The organism is Bacillus cereus group sp. MYBK195-1, assembly GCF_051916605.1.
In the GTDB taxonomy this organism is placed as follows: Bacteria; Bacillota; Bacilli; order Bacillales; family Bacillaceae_G; genus Bacillus_A; species Bacillus_A cereus.
Window position 1 is genome coordinate 44,808 of the sequence record NZ_JBQAGZ010000011.1, and the last position, 20,564, is coordinate 65,371.

Consider the following 20,564-nt stretch of genomic DNA (forward strand, 5'->3'; position numbering starts at 1 on the left):
AACGAGTAAATTCGTTCACCTTTTTTAATTATTACAAAAATGTAAGTGTAATGTAATGAGATTCAATAGTAGATTTTATTCCCCCTTTTTAAAATGGATGTATATATATCCTGCAGAGGAGGAATGTTTATTATGAAGAAAAAAATGATCACTACTATAATAGCGATGATAGTGATAGTAGTAATGTTACTGCCTACGAAACTTGGACCGGTTATCGATAAATATAATCCATTTTATAAGACGAAAGAATACTATACGGTTGTGAATACAATTGGTCAGCATATTGGTGATGAGTGGTATGAATATGAATTTATTGCATTCGATGAACGTGGTAGAGAGCAGAAAATAAAGAAAACGGTTAAGCATATGTTAAAGAGAGATGAAGCATTAAAGGTGTATGCAAAAGGACGTTACGGTGAATCGATTGAAGAGATTGAGGTTGCAAATATTCCTATAAATGCGAAGAGTAAACTTTTAACGATGAGATAGTAAAATATACCCCCAGCTATTTTTTGTCGAAAATAAAAATACTGGGTAAGGGTATTTTAGGGGTTAGCAAAAAAGCCTTAGTCCATATAGACTAAGGCTTTTTTATTATATAAAGGGGAAGGGGGTACATTGTAGTAGCATGGGTGAAAGGTATAAGAAGAGTAGCTACTAGCAATGCAATTTGGTTATGTGAGTGTTCTTCTTATTTGGCTTACTTTCTAACTTTATTGTACGAAATATAAGTAAGGGGAACTATCGAATTACATTACACATAACTTACAAACATGTAAGCCTTCTGTAATGTAATTCGATAGTTAAAAGATAGTAATTTTCATATAGTGTAACTAGAAAGTCTTAATGTATTACTTTCTGTTTGTAATGAAGAATGAAAAACCAACTAATTTTTAATAATCCTCATCTGAATAAAGATGAGGATCCTTTTTTAAACCTTACAACATTGTAAGGTTTACGTAAGTTAATTCGATAGTAAATTTGTCATATTTTTTGCATAATAGATACAGATAGAAAAATAATTAGGGATCTAGTAAGAAGGGAGAAAAATGGGATGCGTAAAGAAGAAGTAGTGAAGTTACCAATTAAAGATTTCTGTAGCTACTTTACTGTTGCCGTAGTGTGTATTGGATTATTTGATATCATAACAAACTTAATTGTTAAATAATATAGATGATAAAACAAGAAAGGAAGTCCTTTCTTGTTTTTTTTATGGGGGCATAAAGATGAAATGGATTGATAGTCATATACATGTTGATCAATATAAGGATGAAGAGAAGAACAGATTACTGAAAGAGGTGGAAAATAGTAATGAAATAAAGGGGCTTATTGCTGTATCTATGAATTATCAATCTTGTAAGGAAACGTTATCTTTAGCGAAGAAGTATTCCTTTATATATCCAGCGATAGGGTTTCATCCAGAGCAACAGATTCATAAAGAAGAGTGTGAACAGATTTATAAACTTATTGAACAGAACGCAGAGGAAATTGTTGCGATTGGTGAAGTAGGTTTGCCCTATTATTTGAGGAAAGAAGATGAAAGCATTGCTGTAGATCCATACATAGCTGTATTGAAAAAATTTATAGAACTAGCTAGTAAGTATAATTTGCCGATTATATTACACGCAGTTTATGAAGATGCTGACACTGTATGTGATTTGCTAGAGAAATATAAAGTTTCACGTGCACATTTCCATTGGTTTAAAGGAAGTGATGAAACAATGAAACGGATGATGAAGAATGGTTATTATATTTCGATTACACCGGATGTTTTACATAAGGAGAAGATTAGAAAAATTGTTTCGTATTATCCGCTTGAATATATGATGGTAGAAACAGATGGACCGTGGGAATTTCAAGACGATGTTATGACGCACCCGAGAATGATTCGAGATGTATTAAAGGAAATTAGTGTTATAAAAAACATATCTGTTGATCAGGTTGCAGAAACAATATATGAAAATACCATTCGATTTTATTTGAAAGGATAGGAGAATTATAATTTTCATAATGTAACGGAAAAAGTAAAAGTTGAATTTATTTAATAAAATGCCACGGTTTGATATATGAAAAAAACCACCAAGCGTTCCGCTCGGTGGTTTTGTATTAGGATTCTAATTTCTTCGCACGTTTTAATAATAAAAGAAAGACAATGATAACGAACCCCAGTATAAGGAAGAAGCCATATTGCTTTATATAATCAATTATGTCATTCGCACTGATTGGTTTTTCAACGTGAATGCCGTCTTTATTCGTCGTAATATGAATATCTTTCATTTTTACTTCATTCTTTTCCTTTTGTAAATCAATCCATTCTATATTTGGAATACTTTCTAGATCTTTTAACACTTCTTGTAATGGTTTCACACCTAAGTAAGGATGATAAAATGCCCCAATAATCCCATCGGATAATTTAGCAACAGATAAAGCATTTGCTTTCATTTTAGCAATAGCTTGTGGCTTGTCTTCTTCAATAAAACCGACTGTTTCAGGCATTAATTTCATTCCATGTAGAAATGATGGTGTACTTCTATATGCCGGAGAGTGCATGGATTTCCAAGTTATATCACTTAACTGTAGTTGTCCTACATAAGTTGAAAAGTATCTTGATAATATTTCATACCCCTTTTGAGACATCGTGTAATGGGGTGCTTCAAATGCGACGGGATATAGTTTAGCATCTACAAGTTCTTGAATGCCTTTTTCAATATGCTCAGTTGTATATTTTTCTTCAAATTCTTCCCCTTTTTTTACGTATGCATTATATGCTTCTATATTAGGGAAGGCATCTTTTGTTTTTGGTTTTTCATGTTTCGGTTGGCGAATTGGTTGATCTGTCTTTACGTCCCAAAATTCAAAACCTTCCCCAGTTTCACTATCATAAAATTGGTGCGTATAACCGTGCATAATAATTGCTGCACCATCATCTTGCATAGAGCGTAAAAGATCGACTAGTTCGGGTTTATCTTTTAAATGTAGTGTTTTTCCTGTCTCTGGATCTGCATATACAGGAATGACAGTGATCATGTAAGGAATCTTTTTCTCTTTTAGTAATGTAGCAATTTCTTTTAATTGATTTATATCTGCGGCTGGATGGACGTCCTCAAGACGTAAATAAGCTTCTACCTTATTGTTCGTTGGCTTTTGTCCGAAGTAAGAAAATAACACTTCACCGATGTAATGAGACATCCAGTCAAAGAGATTTGGCGTTGCAACGTAATAAGAATTATTTTGTTGCACAATTAATGGATAAGGATTCTTCCCTTTTAAAGCATGGGCAAGAATTGTTCCAGTTGTATCAAGATGTTTAATTGATCGTTCTTCCTCTAATGTATTCTTTATTTTACGTGTTGGATATTCAATTGTATCAGAGTTTATATCTTCATTTTTAAGTGTGATAAACGAAAAACGATTGGATAACTGTTCTATATTTTGACCTAAAACTAATAATGGTCCTGGGAAGCCTTCTAGAAATTCCTTTGCTTCAGTAGAAAGTTCTTCTTGTTTTTCACCTATGTAAATAACATGTGTATATGAAGATGTATCAGTTATTTTAGCTAACTGTTTTATGTTTTTAATTGTTATATTATTAGTAAAATGCCCTACTTGTGTATTAAGTATTTGGGTATCACTTGTAATTTGATCATCGTTCGAACTGTATAAAATAAGGGCTTTTGGATTTGCGTTTTTTTGTGCGGAAATAGGGACAGGAATTAATAGTAGTAAACTAAATAAGAGTAGCAACCATTTTTTCATATTATTATTCTCCTAGTTTATATTTAGAATTCAGTTTACAATTATATGCAAAAAATGCGTTATAGTCTATGAAAGTTACATTTTTGCACGTATTTACCAGCTGTTTTTTCACAAAATCGGTCTAAAGCATGATGATAATATGTATAGTTATTTGCTATGATAAAAGAGTAAGAGAATGATGAAATGTAGGTAATTGTAAAGGGAAGAAGGCTGAAAGGGGACAAATTTCAGCGGAGAAAGAGGTAGAGGTAGTGAAGAAATTCTTTGTAGGATTTTTAGTTGTTCTTGGAGTATATTTATATTTCCAAGGAAAGTCTGAAGGAATGGATAAGCTAGTGAATGGAACAAGCTATGTTGATTCAGAAGAAGCAAAACAGATGAAACAAATCATTATAGAGGAAGCGAAGAAAGTAAATCTTCCGGAATGGATACCTCTTGCAATTGCCGAGCATGAAAGTCGATTAAATCCAAGAAGTGTTGGAGATAATGGAACTTCATTTGGATTGTTTCAACTACACCGCGGCGGCGGGCTTGCACCAGAACATTTAACTGATGATGAGCTGAAAGATCCACGTACAAATGCGCAAATTGCAATGCCGCATTTAATGAAAGGATATAAGCGTGGGGTGCAAAAAGGTTTGACTGATTTTGCATTACTGAAATATATAGCGAATACATCTGGATGGCCAGGGAATTTAGGGCCAGAGTGGACGGATAATAACATGAAGTATAACATCGGATTAGAAGATGTGTACTATCGAAATAAAGGTGTAATTAAAGAGTAGGTTTTCTATACCTACTCTGTTTTTTTATGAATAATTTCATCCTTTTCTTTCGTGAAATACTGCGTGAGTTGTATTTTCACCTCTTCTAGTTTTGTAGAAACTTGCGGTATTTTATATCCTACATACAATGGTGAAACGACAAATCTAGGTACAACTTTACAAATGATTTTTCCATTTAAGTAATAGAAGAATAAGTTATAACTACTGCATCCTTTATGGAAATCTATCAGTATGTAACGTACAGTTTGCTGAATGTAATTTGCCATTTCATCTATATATGAAATATTATCAATGATTATATTGAATTCAGTGAAGCCAATAATGGGATGCTCTGAAATATTAAGCTCAATGCGTTCATTTTTTTGAACAATTACCCCTTGGAAATTTTCTTCTTCAATATTTTTAAGATAATTTACATATTTCATTCCGATAATTTGCATGTGTGCATGATGCAAACTTCCACCTGAAAATGGACCGTGATTTTTGTATAAAATTACAGATGCAAATTCTTCGTTCTTCTGTAAGTGTAACCAATGTTGAATAGAAAATTGCATTAATTTTCGCATATGTTCTTCTGTATATGTTGCGATATGATCTTCGCAATTATCCGTTTCAATCAGCACCGTTTGAAATGTATCTTGTAGTGTAGGAAATTTATTTTTTAACCAAATAATAGAACCATCAGTTGCTAAAATATCCGTTAAATGTTCTTTATCGCAAAATGGACATGCAGCGCTTCTATTCCGAATACTTTCTGGTTTTTGTTTACCGATATCGTTTAAAAAATATAGTTGTTGTGTATCCATTTGTATATATGCCCCTTTAAAATATGTGTAAAAATCCCGCTTAATACATTCGGGAAAAGGAGAAGGAAATCCTCTAAAGACAATATGGAAAAAATAAAAGACAAGATATCCTCATTACGATAGGGTACCTTGTCTTTTATTTTTTCTCTAATAGTGTGTATGGATAATATAGAACATTTTCATTATTTTTCTTTTTTCTATTTTTTATTGTGTATAAAGTAATTGCTGTGCTTGCAATTATAATAATGGCTTTCTTCATATTCATATACCCCTTTTTATTGTTGGTTTAATTCTTGGCTAACTGCTTTTGCATCGACTAAAGCGTGTAAAATCATTTTCACCATGTTCATCATATTTCTTCACTCCTTTTTATAGTTCATTTAATTCTTTTACAACTGCTTGTCCGTTCACTAATACCTCAAAGATTGCTTTTACGATTTCTTTCATCATGTTTGTTTCCTCCTTGTGTTTGTCTCTCTTGTTTTACATCTTTATTGTATAGGGAGGCATCTTTTCGTACTATCGCTTTCCATTACGTGAACATAACAGTTTTGTAAGATTTGATGTCACTTATTGAAATGTTTAGTCTATCTTCATTATTTTCAGAAAAATGACTATTCAAACATGAAATTGGAAAGTATAATAAAGAAGTAAGTATTAAATTCCGTACGAAAGGGGTGAATGAGATGAAACGTTCTTTAGCTGCGCGTGCCAAATTTTTAGATTTTATCTATTTTTGTCGTGCGATTTTTCATGATGTAGTTGTTAACGGGATACGTATGCCCTTTTTTAACAATTGCATAGTGACTATTGAACGATAGAAATCTCTTCACCCATTTTTAATAAACGTGTGAAAAGGGAGCTATTTGGCTTCCTTTTTCTATGCCGAAAACCATGGGGAATGTTTCTTTCTCATGGTTTTTTATATTGAAAGGAGTACGGAAAATGACTATTTGTAGTGTAAATAATGTAACGAAATCTTTTGGTGGAAACATCATATTTGAAAATATATCGCTTGAAATAAAGAACGGTGAACGTGTTGGATTAGTTGGTCGAAACGGTAGTGGGAAGACTACAATCTTTGGGCTTCTAACTGGAATGGAGAGTTTGGATGCAGGAGCCATTCATATGAAGAAAGGTACACGTATTGGTCATGTGGCGCAAATTCCGAAATTTGATGAGGCCATGACTGTATATGATGTATTGAGTTCCGCTTTTAAAGTAGAAAAGGAATTAGAAAAAGAAATGCATGCTCTAGAAAAAAATATGGCGGAGGAGCAGGAACAATCTGCTTTGCAAAAGCTAATGGAGAGGTACGGAGTAATTCAAGAAAAATTTGCATTTCTCGGTGGTTATGAAATAGAGGCAAATATAATGAAGGTAGCAAATGGCTTACAAGTCACAAACTTATTTCCAAGAGTATTTACGGAATTAAGTGGAGGAGAACAGACGAAAATAAGCCTTGCATATATGCTATTGCAGAAACCAGATTTACTTCTATTAGATGAACCAACAAATCATTTAGATTTGTTTGCAGTTGAATGGTTAGAGAAGTTTTTAAAAGAATATACTGGAACAGTTATGGTTATTTCACACGATCGCTATTTCCTTGATGAAGTTGTAACGAAAATTTTGGATTTGGAAGATGGAGAGATTCACGTGTACCATACGAATTATTCTCAGTTCGTTGAGGAGAAGGAAGAAAGGTTACTTCAAGAGTTTCAAGCTTATCAAGAGCAGCAAAAGAAAATAAAGAAAATGAAAGAAGCAATTAAGCGCCTACGTGAATGGGCAAATCAAGCGAATCCTCCGAATGAAGGATTGCATAAAAGAGCGAGGAATATGGAACGTGCGTTAGAGCGTATAGAGAAATTAAAGAGGCCGATTTTAGAAAGAAAACAGATGGGTCTTCAGTTTGAAGGGCAAGAGAGAAGCGGAAAAGATGTTGTTGTAATGAAAGAAGTGAGTAAAGGTTTTGCTGGCCGACCTTTATTTGAACAAGCGAATTTACATGTTCGTTTTCAAGAGCGTGCTGCTATCGTTGGTCGTAATGGTACAGGAAAGACTACATTATTAAAACTACTATTAGAAGAAATAAATCCAGACGTTGGTGAAATTCGCATTGGTAGTAGTGTCAAAATTGGTTATTTATCACAGCATACGTATGGAAATGTGAAGAGTAATGTATTGGAAGCGTTTAGAGAGTATGTGGCTGTAACAGAAGGAGAAGCAAGACATATATTAGCTAAGTTTTTATTTTATGGTCCAGCGGTGTTTAAGAAAGTAACACAACTGAGCGGTGGAGAAAAAATGAGATTAAGACTTGCGCAACTTATGTATCAAGACATCAATTTTCTAATTTTAGATGAGCCGACAAACCATCTTGATATTGAATCAAGGGAAGTTTTAGAGGAAGCCCTTGAGCAATATAACGGGACGATTTTAGCTGTTTCACACGATCGATATTTTTTAAATAAGTTATTTGAAAAGACGTACTGGATTGATAGATGCAAATTATTTGAGTTTGCAGGAAATTATGCATGGGCTCGTCAAAAGTGGGAGGAAAAGCTTGAGAAGCAAGTAATAAAGCAGAAACGCCAAGGGAGAAAAAGTGTTGAAACGGTTCCTGTAAAAGAGAAAGAAGCTAGGAATCTTGAAGAGATTGAAAATGAGTTAATGCATGTAGAAGAAGATATATATGCAATAGAATGTGGAATGGAACATGTAGCTGATGTTGAAAAACTTGAAAAATTATATGAGGAAAAAACGAAGAAAGAGTTGTTACGAGCAGATTTATATAATGAATTAGAGAATATTGTGGAGTAATGAGTAGAAAGCCACTTCCTTTCAGTTTTGCTGGAGGAAGTGGCTTTCTTCATAATGATATTTTGCTTTAAAGGTTAAATGAAGCGATGTGTTTCACGTGAAACAGTAACTTAGATAAATCCATTTTCCTCAATTTGCATAGTTTGTGAAACATATGAAAATGATAAGGTGAAAAATAAATGTCATTAGTGGTTTTTCGATAGGAGTAATTACAAAAACAAAGGCTAATTATTTCCCGAGAGATAAAGTGAGGGCTTTTACGGGCACCCCGACCCTGACCTAACTTCTTTTGCTTTCGCTGAATTTTGAGGTGGGGGTCTTACTGCACGGCAAATAGCGGGATAAATATGTGTAACAGAGACTAGTGAATGAAAACAAAAAGAGAGCAAAGTTACAGCTTTACGCGCTGAACTCTGCTCTCTTTTTGCGTGGCATCTTCTCTCGTTGAAATTATAATAGCGATCCCGAGCATGATAAAAAAAGCTAAAAAGAGGACGAACTTTGGGAAGAACGGGAATAGTAATAGCGCTCCGACTATCATAATTGTTAATAATACGTAGTGCAGGACGTATTGGAATAGGTTGTCCATATTTTCGCCCCCTTTTTGGTAATTGGTTATTAGTATTCTATGTTTCATGCTGAACGAATAGAAGTGAATTTTTAATTTTTTTATAAGAAATAAAAGAGAGCGATTGAAGAGTTTATTTCAACAAGTAAACGAAATTATGATGGATATTATAATCAGAAAGTAGATGAATTAGCTAAGCAAGCATTAGAAACGTTGGATATTGAAAAGCGAAAGGAAATTTATAAAAAATTATATCAAGAGTTAAGCGAAGCCCCGCCTGTAATCTTCTTGAATAATAGCAAAATGGTGTCTACACATCATGCACGAATTCAAGGATTATAAGAAGTGACTATAACGGAGTTTTATTAAGTTTACCTAAATTAAAGATAGAATAATAATTTTAAAAAAATTCTTGAAATATTTATTTAGAAAGAATTGACAAAATATAACTGAAGATATAAGCTAATAACCATAAAGTCTACCGGAAAAGTCGGAATAAGATTGTTACCCCTCAAAAACATCTATTCTTTTACGATTAAAACCGACTTTTCCGATTGGCTATAAAATGTTGCTGTGGGAGGCATACATAAGGCAAGCAGTTCATAAGGTTTAATTATTAAAAAAAGAAAAGTTAGGGTGGGGACAATGAAGAAAAAGACAAAAAAATGGGCTGGTGTATTTTCGGTATTACTGAGTAGTTCGCTTGTGTTATCTGCTTGTGGGGGACAGGAGGATGCGGCTTCTACAGAGCCGGTTAAACAGCAGGATTTAAAAAGTGTGAAAATTGAAAAGATTGCTGCGACAGATAAAACGAAAGTGCCAGACAAAGCGAAGAATAGAAAAGATACGTTAGTAGTTGGTATTAGTAAGCCAGGCGGCGTATTTTTACCATACTTTCAACAAAATGGTTGGGATGGAAACGTAACTTCAGTTATTTTTGCATCTCTCGTATCAACCGATAAACAAGGGAAACCAATTCCAGAATTAGCTGAGAAGTGGGACGTTTCTTCTGATCAGTTAACATATACATTCCATTTACGTAAAGATTTGAAATTTAGTGATGGATCGCCATTAACGGCGGATGATGTAGCTTTCACATTGACGCTTTTACATGATAAGGCATATGAAGGTGAAGTAGATATCTCTCAATATGCCGTTAAAGGTGGTAAAGAATATAAAGAAGGAAAAGCAACTTCAATTGAAGGTATTCAAGTTGTTGATCAACAAACAATTAAAATTACAACTGAAAAAGTGAATTCACAAGCTATATTTGTTTTAGGAGGTACAGTACTATCAAAAGCTTATTATGGAAAAGATTATAAGCAAAATACAAGCTTAGATTACTTAAAAGATTTATATGGAAAGCCATTAGCTGCGGGTCCATATAAATTTGAAAAGTATATTCCAGGTCAAGAAGTTCGTTTTGTAGCAAACGAAAATTATTATGCGGGTAAACCAAAAATTCAAAACTTTATTTATAAAATTACTTCTGGTGATACGAAGCTTCAGTTATTCCAAACAGGAGAAGTTGACCATACTGGCTTAGGTACCGGTGATGAGGTTCTTGAACAGGCTAAGGCTTTAGAATTCGCAAATATCCAAATCGAAACAGCGCCGTCATTTAGTTATATTTATATGAATAATAATAAGCCTTACTTAAAGGATAAAAAGGTTCGCCAAGCACTTATTTACGGATTAGACCGCAAAAAATATGTTGATACAGCGTTAAAAGGATACGGTACAGTAGCCAATGTACCAATTCATCCAACTTCTTGGGCTTATACGGAAGAAGGAGTTAATAAATACGAATACGATAAAGAAAAAGCGAAAAAATTATTAGATGAAGCAGGGTGGAAAGTTGGTTCGGATGGAATTCGTGAAAAAGATGGTCAAAAATTAAAACTTTCTTATTTCGGTCCAAGTTCGGCTAAAGATAGTGATTTATTAATTCCGATTGCGAAAGAGAATTATAAAGAAATAGGTGTAGAGTTTAATCCTGAATTTATGGACTTTAATACGATGCTTTCTAAGGTAAACAAAGGAGATTATGATTTAGCTTCTGTTTCGACACCGATTACAAGTGACCCGAGTGAAACAGCTGGTGAATATTTGTCTACTGCAAATGAAACTAGTCTTGGTTATAAGAATGCAAAAGTAGATGAGCTAATTCAAAAAGGTATTGAAACTGTAGATATCGAAAAGCGTAAACCTATTTATAAAGAATTGTATAAAGAATTAAGTGATGATCCACCAGTAATTCTATTAAACTACCGTAGAACAATTACTGGTTATAACGGGAATATAAAAGGAATTGATCCTGAAAAGTACAACAGTATTAGTGCAAACTTACCGGTATTATCATTTGAAAAATAACGATAAGAATGTATAAGTAGAAGACATTTTTTCATTCGGTTAGTAATGTGCCGCTTTGAAAAAATGTTCTTCTATTTTAAGCATAAGATTGGAGAGAAAAAGGGTGAAAACATATATTGTTCGTAGGTTGTTACAAATGATTCCTACACTGCTTGGTACATCAATTATTATCTTCGTCCTGTTCGCACTTCTTCCTGGGGATTATATTGATTCAAACCCGAAAATTACACCGGAAAGAGCAGCTGAACTGAGGGAATTATATGGGTTGAACAAACCGATTGTTGAGCGTTATTTTCATTGGTTAGGTAATGCATTGCAAGGGGACTTTGGCTTCTCGCTTCAATATCAAGAGCCTGTAACGTCATTATTAAATAAATTTATTTGGAATTCTTTTAGTGTAGCAATTATTGCATTGTTTTTTATTTGGCTAATTGCACTTATTATCGGTGTATTCTCGGCGACGAAACAACATTCTTTATTCGATAAACTTGTAACAATCGGTGTTTTTGCAGCAATGTCATTCCCTTCATTCTTTATCGGCTTGTTTTTAATTAAGGTGTTTGCGGTTGACTTTAAGTTATTACCGATAGGTGGAATGATTGATGTTGGCAGTAATTCAACAGGATTTGCTTACGTGATAGAAGTTGCAAAACATATGATTTTACCAGTATTTATTTTGACACTTCTTGGGGTCGGCTCGCTAACTCGGTATTTTAGAACAAGTATGTTAGAGGTTGTAAGACAAGATTACATACGAACAGCAAGAGCGAAAGGTTTGAAGGAGAAGACGGTTATTTATAAGCATGCATTAAAAAATGCAATATTACCAGCAATTACGTTATTAGCATTTGAATTACCGGGATTGTTTTCTGGGGCAATTATTATTGAACAAATTTTTAACTGGCCAGGGATTGGTAATATTCAATTAGAAGCATTAAATTTCCGTGACTATACAGTATTGATGGCATTTACGATGTTTCTTTCTTGTTTAACAATCGTTTCAAACTTTTTAGCAGATATCGTATATGCAGTTGTTGATCCAAGAATTCGGTTGAAGTAAGGGGGAGGAAGAAATGGAGACTGTTACAGTAATTACAGAAAAAAAAGAAAAAAAGAGCAGAAGCGAATCATCACCATGGCGACAAGCTTTTAAAAAGATAAAGAAAAATAAGATGGCACTTGTAGGGTTTTATGCATTAATTTTTATGTTTTTATTTTGTTTTATCGGTCCGTTCTTTTCTCCATATGCATCAGGGAAAATACAAGTTGCGCTCATTAACAAACCACCTAGTGTTTCTCATTGGCTTGGTACAGATCAATTAGGAAGAGATATTTTAACAAGGCTTATGCAAGCGGGACGTATTTCATTAACCATTGGTTTAGCTTCAATGGTTTTATCGGTTATACTTGGAGCTTTATTAGGAGCGATTGCAGGTTTTTATCGTGGGATTGTGGACAATATTATTATGCGGCTTGCAGATATTTTAATGTCAATGCCAGGATTACCGTTACTTATTATAATGGGTGCGATTTTATCAGAGTGGAAAGTACCGTCTGATTATCGTTTGTATGTCATTATGATTATTTTAAGTCTAGTAGGTTGGCCAGGGCTTGCACGCCTTGTAAGAGGGCAAATTTTATCACTTAGGGAGCAAGCATTTATGCAAGCTGCGGATGTGTTAGGAATAAAAGATTACCGGAAAATTATATATCACTTAATACCTAATGTTTTACCCATTTTAATTGTTGTATCCACATTAGGTGTTGCAGGTTCTATTTTGGGAGAATCCGCACTAAGTTACTTAGGCCTCGGAGTCGTTCCACCTACACCATCATGGGGGAACATGATTAGCGCAGCTAACTCATTAATCGATTTCCAAAAGCGTCCATGGTTATGGATTCCGCCCGGTTTTGCAATCTTTATAACAGTTGTATCAATTAATTTACTTGGTGATGCACTTCGTGATGCGTTAGATCCAAAGATGAGACGGTAGGTGAGAAGATATGAGTAAAGCGGTAGTAGAGCTGAAAGACTTACAAACACATTTTCAAACTGACGAGGGGACAGTAAAGGCTGTGAACCATGTTAGCTTTGCGGTTCGAGAAGGGGAAACAGTTTGTGTAGTAGGAGAATCAGGTTGCGGGAAGAGTGTAACAGCTTTATCTATTATGGGGCTTATTGCTGAATCAGGCAGTGTAGTGGGTGGAGACATTTTATATGAAGGAAAAAGTCTTTTAGGAATGAAAGAGAAAGAACTTCGTAGTTTACGAGGTAATGATATTGCAATGATTTTCCAAGAACCAATGACATCGCTAAACCCCGTCTTCACTGTAGGAGAGCAAATTGTAGAAACGTTAAGGGAGCATGAATTACTTAGTAAAAATGAAGCATATAAGAAGGCAATTGAGTTAATTCGTAAAGTTGGCATAGCCCGCGCTGATGAAATCGTCCATTCTTATCCGCATGAACTGAGCGGCGGGATGTTACAACGTATTATGATTGCTGTTGCACTTAGTTGTAATCCTAAGTTATTAATTGCGGATGAACCAACAACAGCTCTTGATGTTACCATTCAGGCTCAAATATTGGATCTACTAAGACAAGTGAAAGAAGAATTTAAAACGTCGATTTTATTAATTACACATGACTTAGGTGTCGTAGCGGAAATGGCTGATTATGTTGTCGTTATGTATGGCGGGAAAGTTATTGAAGAAGCTCCAGTACTAGAGATATTCCAAAATCCAAAACATCCTTATACGAAAGGATTATTGAAATCAAAACCAGTAATGGGAAAACGAATAGATAAACTATATTCTATTCCAGGGCAAGTTCCGAATTTAGTTGGTTTAGGTGAGTTTTGCTACTTTAGTGGGCGTTGTGAGCATTGTATGGAAATATGTGAAAAAGAAGCTCCAAATCTAAATGTAAATGATGAAAATCATAAAGTAGCTTGCTGGTTATATGAGGAGCGTGCGGAACAATGAGTGAACCATTATTAGAGGTAAAAAACCTAAAGACATATTTTCCAATCAAGGGTGGCGTATTTAGTAGAACAATTGGGCATGTAAAAGCAGTTGATGGAGTAAGTTTTACTATTAATAAAGGTGAAGTGTTTGGTCTCGTTGGTGAATCAGGGAGCGGAAAAACAACAATAGGAAAAACAATTTTACGCCTCGTTCAAAAAACGGAGGGAGAAGTGAAGTTTAAAGGGAAAGATGTTCATTCTTTATCCAAGGATGAATTAAGAAAACATCGCCCTAATATGCAGCTCGTTTTCCAAGATCCATTTAGTTCATTAAATCCGAGAATGAGAATTGGAGAAGCGCTTGGAGAGCCAATGTTGGCCCACGGATTAGCGACGAAAGAAAATGTTCGTGAAAAGGTAATTGAAGTATTGGAGTTATGTGGATTAGCTCCTTATCATATTGACCGGTATCCCCATGAGTTTTCTGGTGGACAACGTCAGCGTATCGTAATCGCAAGAGCTATGGTATTAAATCCAGAATTCATTGTAGCTGATGAACCTGTGGCGGCACTAGATGTATCTATCCAAGCACAAATTATTAATTTATTTAGTGAGTTACAGGAGAAAAAGGGATTATCTTATTTATTCATTTCGCATGATTTAAGTGTAGTAGAACATTTATGTACGAAAATCGGAATTATGTATTTAGGTACGATTGTGGAGACAGCACCGCGTGATGAGTTATTTACCAATCCGCTACATCCTTATACGAAAGCATTGTTATCAGCTGTTCCAATACCAGATCCAACAGTGAAGCGAGAGCGAATTATACTAGAAGGGGATATTCCAAGTCCAGCAAATCCACCTTCGGGCTGTCGTTTTCATACACGTTGCCCATTTGCAACGGATGTTTGTAAAAAAACAGTACCAGAATTCCGTAATGTTGGTGCAGAGCATTTTGTTGCTTGTCATCACGTATAAAAAAGGGACTCTTTCAGAGATTGAAAGAGTCCTTTTTTTATATACTAGATGAAGCTTGTTTCAATACAAATTGCTCGATTGCGTGAGCAACACCATGTTCATTGTTTGTTAGTGTTACAACATCACATAGCTTTTTTACATCTTCTTCAGCGTTGCCCATTGCAACAGATAAGCCTGCTACTTCTAACATTGGTACATCATTAAAATTATCACCAATAGCAACTGTATCTTCAATAGGGATATTAAAATGAGCTGCCATCTGCTGTATCCCGTTTCCTTTATGTCCATTCCTATCCATAATTTCTAAGTTAGTAGGAGCCGATGCTGTAACCATAATATCAGCATCTTCTTGTAATATACTTAATAGCTGTGCGCGATGCGCTGCATTAAACGTTAAAATGAAGAATTTAGATATTTCTAGTTCTTGGTTATTCACAACATCTTCTATTTTTTTGAAATCAGTAATTAGGTTCGATTTCTTTTGCTTTTCTGTAATTCGTTCAAGTTCCTCTAATGTAACATCAAGCGCATGCTTATTTTCTTCGAATGCTTGCATCACTTGATCTTGCCATGTATATGGAGAATAAACTCCTTTATTCGTATATAGCTTATATGGGAAACCTTCAGATTCTAGTAATTTTGCAAGTTTGTACACTTTGTCGTTTTGTATACAACGCGAGTTAATTACTTTTCCATCCACATAAACAATAGCCCCATTGCTTGCTCCGACTGGAAGAGATAATTTATATTCTTCCAATAGCTTTAAAGCATCCTCTTTCGCACGACCAGAACAGATCATTACAATATGACCGGCTTCTTGTGCAGTTTGGATTGCTTGTAGGTTTTCTTTGGAGATTTCAAGATTAGATGATAGTAGTGTACCATCCATATCTAATGCGATTAATTTCAAAATGACCACCTCTTTGTTTTTATTATACATAGTTATATAGAGGAAACATATAAACTTATCTTGGAAAGACGGTATTTTATCTCATATTAAAAGTAAGTAAAGATTAGATAGGTTTAGTGGCACTAAATAAACAATTTGTAACAAAAATAGAGAGGAATATGACTACATTTCACTTTATGACTGTAATGTTACACAGATGTTACAAACGTGAACTTAGTGAAAAATGCATTAAATAAAGGTTTTTGAGGGTTATTATAAAAAAACGTAAAAAAAGTGTAATAAATTTTACGTAATTATATTGCAACGTAATAATAGTTATGTTACATTAATGTTACAAACGTTACGTTATCAAATTTAATGTAACGTTAACATAAAAACTATGAAATAAACATTTCTTAGAAATTACATATAGATAACTTATAAAAGGGAGGATAAATGATATGAAAGAGCAAGTATTACAAGTAACAAAAGGTGACTTCGTAGGATCAGCAAGTGGAGCGGTAGTATTAACAGCGTTAATCGTATTTCTATCAAGCGTATTAGTATAATAGAAGCTTTGTAACAAAAGAAAAAAAGGAGGATAAATGATATGAAAGAGCAAGTATTACAAGTAACAAAAGGTGACTTCGTAGGATCAGCAAGTGGAGCGGTAGTATTAACAGCATTAATTGTATTTTTATCAAGTGTATTAGTATAATAGAAGTTTTAAATCAAACAAAAAAGGAAGGAGAATGAGGGATATGAACAGTGAACAAGCGTTTCAAGTAACAAAAACAGATTTATTAGGATCCTTAGGTGGAGCGGTAATATTAACATCATTTATTCTATTCCTTGCAAATGTATTAGTATGAGATATATAAATACAATCATTCAAAAAAAATAAAGACTCTAACGTATTAGTAAGTAGTTAATATGTTGGAGTCTTTTTTATATTCTTCTTATATACCTTCAAGTATTAAAGTTACCTCATTATCCAGCATTCAATGCTAATTAAACGCTGCGGTTGAAACTTGATTCAACGAATAATCAAAAATCCACTGAATAAAATCCCGCTTTATTTCAAAGAGAAAAAAGTCGAATTTTATATGTAAGAAAAAAAGAGGAATTTGACAGAAAAGATAGAAAATTTAAAAGGTCAGAATTTGTTAGCTTGCTAACTAATTTCTATTAATTAATGTTGGAAGCGTTTTCGGTTGGTTTTAAGTATGGACCATTTAATCTATTTACAGGGGGATGAAGATATTATGAAACAAAAATCTATGGATACGCTAGCTGCACAAATGGAGGACTTTTTTCCAGTACGTGATGTAGATCATTTGGAATTTTACGTAGGGAATGCAAAGCAATCGAGTTATTATCTTGCGAGAGCGTTCGGATTCAAAATTGTGGCTTACTCTGGATTAGAAACTGGAAACCGTGAAAAGGTATCTTATGTTCTTGTGCAAAAAAATATGCGTTTCGTTGTGTCTGGAGCTTTAAGTAGTGAAAATCGTATTGCAGAGTTTGTAAAGACTCATGGTGATGGCGTGAAGGATGTGGCACTACTTGTTGATGATGTTGATAAAGCATACTCAGAAGCAGTGAAACGTGGTGCCGTCGCAATTGCTCCACCACAGGAATTAACAGATGAGGACGGTACATTGAAAAAAGCAGTTATTGGTACGTATGGTGATACAATTCATACGCTTGTAGAGCGTAAAAATTATAAAGGGGCATTTATGCCAGGATTCCAAAAGGTAGAATTTAATATTCCATTTGAAGAGTCTGGTTTAATTGCTGTTGATCATGTAGTTGGTAATGTTGAAAAAATGGAAGAGTGGGTTAGTTATTACGAGAATGTTATGGGCTTTAAACAAATGATTCATTTTGATGATGACGATATTAGTACAGAGTATTCGGCGTTAATGTCGAAAGTTATGACGAATGGAAGTCGTATTAAGTTTCCTATTAACGAACCAGCAGACGGAAAGAGAAAATCACAAATTCAAGAGTATCTAGAATTCTATAATGGAGCTGGTGTACAACATCTTGCTTTATTAACAAGTGATATTGTTAAAACAGTTGAAGCGCTTCGTGCAAATGGGGTGGAGTTTTTAGATACACCTGATACTTATTACGATGAGCTAACTGCACGAGTTGGAAAAATCGATGAAGAAATTGATAAGTTAAAAGAATTAAAGATCCTAGTAGATCGTGATGATGAAGGTTACTTACTACAAATCTTTACGAAACCAATTGTAGATCGTCCGACTTTATTTATTGAAATCATTCAACGTAAAGGTTCTCGTGGATTTGGTGAAGGAAACTTTAAAGCGTTATTCGAATCAATTGAAAGAGAACAAGAGCGTCGCGGAAACTTATAAGATTTGTATCCACCAGCAAAAGTCCCTTTGCTGGTGGAAATTTCATTTTTATAAGGAGGAATCAGGATGAAATTTGTTACATTTCGTCTTCCTTCAAAAGAACTACGGGCTGGATGGCTTGAAGGTGACAAAGTAATAGATATGAATCTTGCTAGTGAAGGGAAAATCCCTTCTTCTATGATGGATTTTTTAGAGAAAGCGGATGAGTATGTAGAAGTAGTGCGGAATATTAAGAATCCAAATAAGGGTATATATGCTTTAGAAGAAGTACAATTGACAGCTGCTCTTCCTAATCCGAGTAGTATTCGAGATTTTTACGCATTTGAACAACATGTAAAAACAGCTCGCGGACGAAGAGGATTAGATGTTGTGCCTGAATGGTATGATATTCCGGTTTTTTATTTTACTAATCATCGTGCTGTAATTGGTTCCGGTGATTTTGTAATTGGTCCGAAAAAGTCTAAAAAGCTTGATTATGAGTTGGAGATTGCTTGCGTAATAGGAAGAGAAGGGCGAAATATCTCTCGAGAGCAAGCAGAGGAATATATTTTTGGTTATTGTATTATGAACGACTGGAGTGCGAGAGACTTACAAGCAACAGAAATGAAAGTAGGTCTCGGTCCAGCGAAAGGAAAAGACTTTGCAACTTCATTAGGAGCACATCTCGTTACGAAAGAGGAATTAGACGTTTATCGTAATGGTGATCGATATAATTTAGAAATGACTGCTCATGTAAATGGAAAACTATTATCAAAAGGAAACTTCCAAGATATTTACTATACATTTGCTGAAATGATTGAACGTGCTTCAGAGGACGTTACGTTATATCCAGGAGATGTGATTGGTTCTGGGACAGTAGGAACAGGATGTATTTTAGAACTGGGTACAGAAGAGTGGCTACAAGATGGAGATGTTGTAGAACTGTCGATTACTGGTTTAGGTACACTACGTAATACGATCAAAAAAGAAAAGGAAGCGGGTGATGGGCATGTTTTATCGTCACATGGGAGAACTACCTCATAAACGACATGTACAATTTCGTAAAAAAGATGGGTCGCTTTATCGTGAACAGGTAATGGGAACAAAAGGTTTTTCTGGTACGCAGTCTATTTTGTATCATCATTATATGCCAACAGAAGTAGGTCATTCTGCATTATCGCATTCTTGTCAGTTGCAGTATGAAGAGGATGTTGCTCTTTCTCATCGCCACTTTCGAACGAAAGAAAGTAAAAAAAGTGGTGATGCAATAAGTGGACGGAATTTCATACTTGGAAATGAAGATTTGTTAATTGGAGTAGTGAGTCCAACAGAAAAAATGGATTATTTCTATCGTAATGGTGATGGCGATGAAATGTTATTTGTTCATTATGGAACAGGGAAAATTGAAACGATGTTTGGAACGATTCACTATAGAAAAGGCGACTATGTAACGATTCCAATTGGAACGATTTATCGTGTTATTCCAGATGAAGGAGAGACTAAGTTTCTTGTTGTAGAGGCAAATAGCCAAATTACAACGCCGCGTCGTTATCGAAATGAATACGGACAATTGTTAGAGCATAGTCCGTTTTGTGAAAGAGATCTTCGTGGTCCAGAAAAATTAGAGACATATGATGAAAAAGGCGAGTTTGTCGTAATGACAAAATCAAGAGGCTATATGCATAAACATGTTTTAGGACACCACCCGTTAGATGTTGTTGGATGGGATGGCTATTTATATCCGTGGGTATTTAATGTAGAGGACTTTGAACCAATTACAGGGCGCATTCATCAGCCACCGCCAGTACATCAAACATTTGAAGGACATAATTTTGTTATTTGCTCTTTCGTACCACGTTTATACGATTATCATCCAGAGTCAATTCCGGCACCATATTATCATAGTAATGTTAATAGTGATGAAGTTCTTTACTATGTAGAAGGAAACTTTATGAGTCGCAAAGGTGTGGAAGAAGGTTCTATTACACTTCATCCGAGCGGGATTCCTCATGGGCCGCATCCGGGGAAAACAGAGGCAAGTATAGGGAAGAAAGAGACGCTTGAATTAGCTGTTATGATAGACACATTCCGTCCGCTTCGTATTGTAAAACAAGCACATGAAACAGAAGATGAAAAGTATATGTATAGCTGGATTGAACAAGGTTCATATACTGTGAAATAAGTAAAAAAAGGCATGCTCTCAATAAGGGAGCATGCCTTTTTCACGGAATCGACATGTATAATAATACCC

At 34.6% G+C, this 20,564-nt stretch carries 21 protein-coding genes and 1 pseudogene; 17 read left to right on the forward strand and 5 right to left on the reverse strand.

The genetic code is table 11. The features are described from left to right. The first annotated feature begins 132 nt into the window (after positions 1 to 132). Together ACTFRY_RS27520 and ACTFRY_RS27525 are read left to right on the forward strand one after the other, a co-directional pair. Positions 133 to 489 (forward strand): YxeA family protein, encoded by a 357-nt coding sequence (locus ACTFRY_RS27520; RefSeq protein WP_061663594.1) that lies wholly within the window; start codon positions 133 to 135, stop codon positions 487 to 489. Positions 490 to 1,226: 737 nt separating this feature from the next. Then, a complete protein-coding gene (locus tag ACTFRY_RS27525; RefSeq protein ID WP_098617135.1) occupies positions 1,227 to 1,991 on the forward strand; it encodes a TatD family hydrolase in 765 nt (254 codons plus the stop codon). 115 nt (positions 1,992 to 2,106) lie between these two features. Here the strand turns inward: ACTFRY_RS27525 and ACTFRY_RS27530 are convergent, their stop codons facing one another. After that, the gene (locus ACTFRY_RS27530; RefSeq protein ID WP_098617134.1) at positions 2,107 to 3,756 is read right to left on the reverse strand and encodes a DUF2334 domain-containing protein; all 1,650 of its coding nucleotides are present in this window, start codon (positions 3,754 to 3,756) and stop codon (positions 2,107 to 2,109) included. A 251-nt stretch (positions 3,757 to 4,007) separates the two neighbouring features. Here ACTFRY_RS27530 and ACTFRY_RS27535 point away from each other — a divergent pair, with 251 nt between their 5' ends. Beyond that, on the forward strand, positions 4,008 to 4,541 hold the full coding sequence (locus ACTFRY_RS27535; protein WP_000713249.1) for a transglycosylase SLT domain-containing protein: 534 nt from the start codon (positions 4,008 to 4,010) through the stop codon (positions 4,539 to 4,541). Positions 4,542 to 4,552: 11 nt separating this feature from the next. On the opposite strand, the gene ACTFRY_RS27540 is transcribed toward ACTFRY_RS27535, so the two are convergent. Continuing rightward, positions 4,553 to 5,347 (reverse strand): DUF4931 domain-containing protein, encoded by a 795-nt coding sequence (locus ACTFRY_RS27540; RefSeq protein WP_098617133.1) that lies wholly within the window; start codon positions 5,345 to 5,347, stop codon positions 4,553 to 4,555. Positions 5,348 to 5,483: 136 nt separating this feature from the next. Continuing rightward, complete coding sequence (locus ACTFRY_RS27545) at positions 5,484 to 5,612, reverse strand: hypothetical protein (RefSeq protein ID WP_001998915.1); 129 nt, start codon at positions 5,610 to 5,612, stop codon at positions 5,484 to 5,486. A gap of 421 nt (positions 5,613 to 6,033) precedes the next feature. Between ACTFRY_RS27545 and ACTFRY_RS27550 the strand changes: the two genes are divergently transcribed. Continuing rightward, positions 6,034 to 6,168 carry an RAxF-45 family protein gene (locus ACTFRY_RS27550; RefSeq protein WP_000830643.1) on the forward strand — a complete coding sequence of 45 codons (135 nt, stop codon included), beginning with the start codon at positions 6,034 to 6,036 and terminating at the stop codon, positions 6,166 to 6,168. Positions 6,169 to 6,292: 124 nt separating this feature from the next. Then, a complete protein-coding gene (abc-f, locus tag ACTFRY_RS27555; RefSeq protein WP_098617132.1) occupies positions 6,293 to 8,173 on the forward strand; it encodes a ribosomal protection-like ABC-F family protein in 1,881 nt (626 codons plus the stop codon). Positions 8,174 to 8,564: 391 nt separating this feature from the next. Here abc-f and ACTFRY_RS27560 read toward each other — a convergent pair whose 3' ends face one another. Continuing rightward, complete coding sequence (locus tag ACTFRY_RS27560; protein WP_000369254.1) at positions 8,565 to 8,762, reverse strand: hypothetical protein; 198 nt, start codon at positions 8,760 to 8,762, stop codon at positions 8,565 to 8,567. A 102-nt stretch (positions 8,763 to 8,864) separates the two neighbouring features. Here ACTFRY_RS27560 and ACTFRY_RS27565 point away from each other — a divergent pair. The 6 genes and pseudogenes from ACTFRY_RS27565 to ACTFRY_RS27590 all read left to right on the forward strand — a co-directional run. Beyond that, a pseudogene (locus ACTFRY_RS27565) lies at positions 8,865 to 9,136 on the forward strand (ABC transporter substrate-binding protein); the annotation flags it as partial. A 250-nt stretch (positions 9,137 to 9,386) separates the two neighbouring features. Then, on the forward strand, positions 9,387 to 11,114 hold the full coding sequence (locus ACTFRY_RS27570; RefSeq protein WP_000730665.1) for an ABC transporter substrate-binding protein: 1,728 nt from the start codon (positions 9,387 to 9,389) through the stop codon (positions 11,112 to 11,114). A gap of 103 nt (positions 11,115 to 11,217) precedes the next feature. After that, complete coding sequence (locus tag ACTFRY_RS27575; RefSeq protein WP_000860748.1) at positions 11,218 to 12,174, forward strand: ABC transporter permease; 957 nt, start codon at positions 11,218 to 11,220, stop codon at positions 12,172 to 12,174. A gap of 13 nt (positions 12,175 to 12,187) precedes the next feature. Then, positions 12,188 to 13,108, forward strand: a complete 921-nt coding sequence (gene opp4C, locus ACTFRY_RS27580) for an oligopeptide ABC transporter permease (protein WP_000451080.1) — start codon at positions 12,188 to 12,190, stop codon at positions 13,106 to 13,108. Between the two features lie 10 nt (positions 13,109 to 13,118). Continuing rightward, positions 13,119 to 14,099 (forward strand): ABC transporter ATP-binding protein, encoded by a 981-nt coding sequence (locus tag ACTFRY_RS27585; protein ID WP_000030767.1) that lies wholly within the window; start codon positions 13,119 to 13,121, stop codon positions 14,097 to 14,099. Beyond that, entirely contained in the window at positions 14,096 to 15,061 is a 966-nt protein-coding gene (locus ACTFRY_RS27590; RefSeq protein WP_001294519.1) for an ABC transporter ATP-binding protein, read from the forward strand. The genes ACTFRY_RS27585 and ACTFRY_RS27590 overlap by 4 nt, the downstream gene beginning before the upstream one ends. Positions 15,062 to 15,098: 37 nt before the next feature. On the opposite strand, the gene ACTFRY_RS27595 is transcribed toward ACTFRY_RS27590, so the two are convergent. Beyond that, positions 15,099 to 15,971 carry a Cof-type HAD-IIB family hydrolase gene (locus tag ACTFRY_RS27595; RefSeq protein WP_000766423.1) on the reverse strand — a complete coding sequence of 291 codons (873 nt, stop codon included), beginning with the start codon at positions 15,969 to 15,971 and terminating at the stop codon, positions 15,099 to 15,101. 440 nt (positions 15,972 to 16,411) lie between these two features. On the opposite strand from ACTFRY_RS27595, the gene ACTFRY_RS27600 reads away from it, so the two are divergent. From ACTFRY_RS27600 to ACTFRY_RS27625, 6 genes are all read left to right on the forward strand, one after another. Then, entirely contained in the window at positions 16,412 to 16,519 is a 108-nt protein-coding gene (locus tag ACTFRY_RS27600) for a DUF3948 family protein (protein WP_000664237.1), read from the forward strand. A 41-nt stretch (positions 16,520 to 16,560) separates the two neighbouring features. Beyond that, positions 16,561 to 16,668 carry a DUF3948 family protein gene (locus tag ACTFRY_RS27605; RefSeq protein WP_000664237.1) on the forward strand — a complete coding sequence of 36 codons (108 nt, stop codon included), beginning with the start codon at positions 16,561 to 16,563 and terminating at the stop codon, positions 16,666 to 16,668. 43 nt (positions 16,669 to 16,711) lie between these two features. Continuing rightward, on the forward strand, positions 16,712 to 16,822 hold the full coding sequence (locus tag ACTFRY_RS27610; RefSeq protein WP_136986197.1) for a DUF3948 family protein: 111 nt from the start codon (positions 16,712 to 16,714) through the stop codon (positions 16,820 to 16,822). Positions 16,823 to 17,215: 393 nt separating this feature from the next. Further along, on the forward strand, positions 17,216 to 18,334 hold the full coding sequence (gene hppD, locus ACTFRY_RS27615) for a 4-hydroxyphenylpyruvate dioxygenase (RefSeq protein ID WP_000810922.1): 1,119 nt from the start codon (positions 17,216 to 17,218) through the stop codon (positions 18,332 to 18,334). A gap of 66 nt (positions 18,335 to 18,400) precedes the next feature. Then, entirely contained in the window at positions 18,401 to 19,357 is a 957-nt protein-coding gene (locus tag ACTFRY_RS27620; RefSeq protein WP_000674007.1) for a fumarylacetoacetate hydrolase family protein, read from the forward strand. Beyond that, on the forward strand, positions 19,323 to 20,495 hold the full coding sequence (locus ACTFRY_RS27625) for a homogentisate 1,2-dioxygenase (RefSeq protein WP_013141710.1): 1,173 nt from the start codon (positions 19,323 to 19,325) through the stop codon (positions 20,493 to 20,495). The genes ACTFRY_RS27620 and ACTFRY_RS27625 overlap by 35 nt, the downstream gene beginning before the upstream one ends. Positions 20,496 to 20,564: the final 69 nt, after the last annotated feature.

Excerpts from the sequence above, each read along its gene's own strand:
- ACTFRY_RS27545 (WP_001998915.1), bottom strand. The coding sequence starts at position 5,612 with ATGAATATGAAGAAAGCCATTATTATAATTGCAAGCACAGCAATTACT.
- ACTFRY_RS27620 (WP_000674007.1), top strand. The coding sequence starts at position 18,401 with ATGAAATTTGTTACATTTCGTCTTCCTTCAAAAGAACTACGGGCTGGA.
- ACTFRY_RS27520 (WP_061663594.1), top strand. The coding sequence starts at position 133 with ATGAAGAAAAAAATGATCACTACTATAATAGCGATGATAGTGATAGTA.
- opp4C (WP_000451080.1), top strand. The coding sequence starts at position 12,188 with ATGGAGACTGTTACAGTAATTACAGAAAAAAAAGAAAAAAAGAGCAGA.
- ACTFRY_RS27585 (WP_000030767.1), top strand. The coding sequence starts at position 13,119 with ATGAGTAAAGCGGTAGTAGAGCTGAAAGACTTACAAACACATTTTCAA.
- abc-f (WP_098617132.1), top strand. The coding sequence starts at position 6,293 with ATGACTATTTGTAGTGTAAATAATGTAACGAAATCTTTTGGTGGAAAC.
- ACTFRY_RS27590 (WP_001294519.1), top strand. The coding sequence starts at position 14,096 with ATGAGTGAACCATTATTAGAGGTAAAAAACCTAAAGACATATTTTCCA.
- ACTFRY_RS27570 (WP_000730665.1), top strand. The coding sequence starts at position 9,387 with ATGAAGAAAAAGACAAAAAAATGGGCTGGTGTATTTTCGGTATTACTG.
- ACTFRY_RS27540 (WP_098617133.1), bottom strand. The coding sequence starts at position 5,347 with ATGGATACACAACAACTATATTTTTTAAACGATATCGGTAAACAAAAA.
- ACTFRY_RS27625 (WP_013141710.1), top strand. The coding sequence starts at position 19,323 with ATGTTTTATCGTCACATGGGAGAACTACCTCATAAACGACATGTACAA.
- ACTFRY_RS27560 (WP_000369254.1), bottom strand. The coding sequence starts at position 8,762 with ATGGACAACCTATTCCAATACGTCCTGCACTACGTATTATTAACAATT.
- ACTFRY_RS27600 (WP_000664237.1), top strand. The coding sequence starts at position 16,412 with ATGAAAGAGCAAGTATTACAAGTAACAAAAGGTGACTTCGTAGGATCA.
- ACTFRY_RS27610 (WP_136986197.1), top strand. The coding sequence starts at position 16,712 with ATGAACAGTGAACAAGCGTTTCAAGTAACAAAAACAGATTTATTAGGA.
- ACTFRY_RS27530 (WP_098617134.1), bottom strand. The coding sequence starts at position 3,756 with ATGAAAAAATGGTTGCTACTCTTATTTAGTTTACTACTATTAATTCCT.
- ACTFRY_RS27605 (WP_000664237.1), top strand. The coding sequence starts at position 16,561 with ATGAAAGAGCAAGTATTACAAGTAACAAAAGGTGACTTCGTAGGATCA.
- ACTFRY_RS27525 (WP_098617135.1), top strand. The coding sequence starts at position 1,227 with ATGAAATGGATTGATAGTCATATACATGTTGATCAATATAAGGATGAA.
- ACTFRY_RS27550 (WP_000830643.1), top strand. The coding sequence starts at position 6,034 with ATGAAACGTTCTTTAGCTGCGCGTGCCAAATTTTTAGATTTTATCTAT.
- hppD (WP_000810922.1), top strand. The coding sequence starts at position 17,216 with ATGAAACAAAAATCTATGGATACGCTAGCTGCACAAATGGAGGACTTT.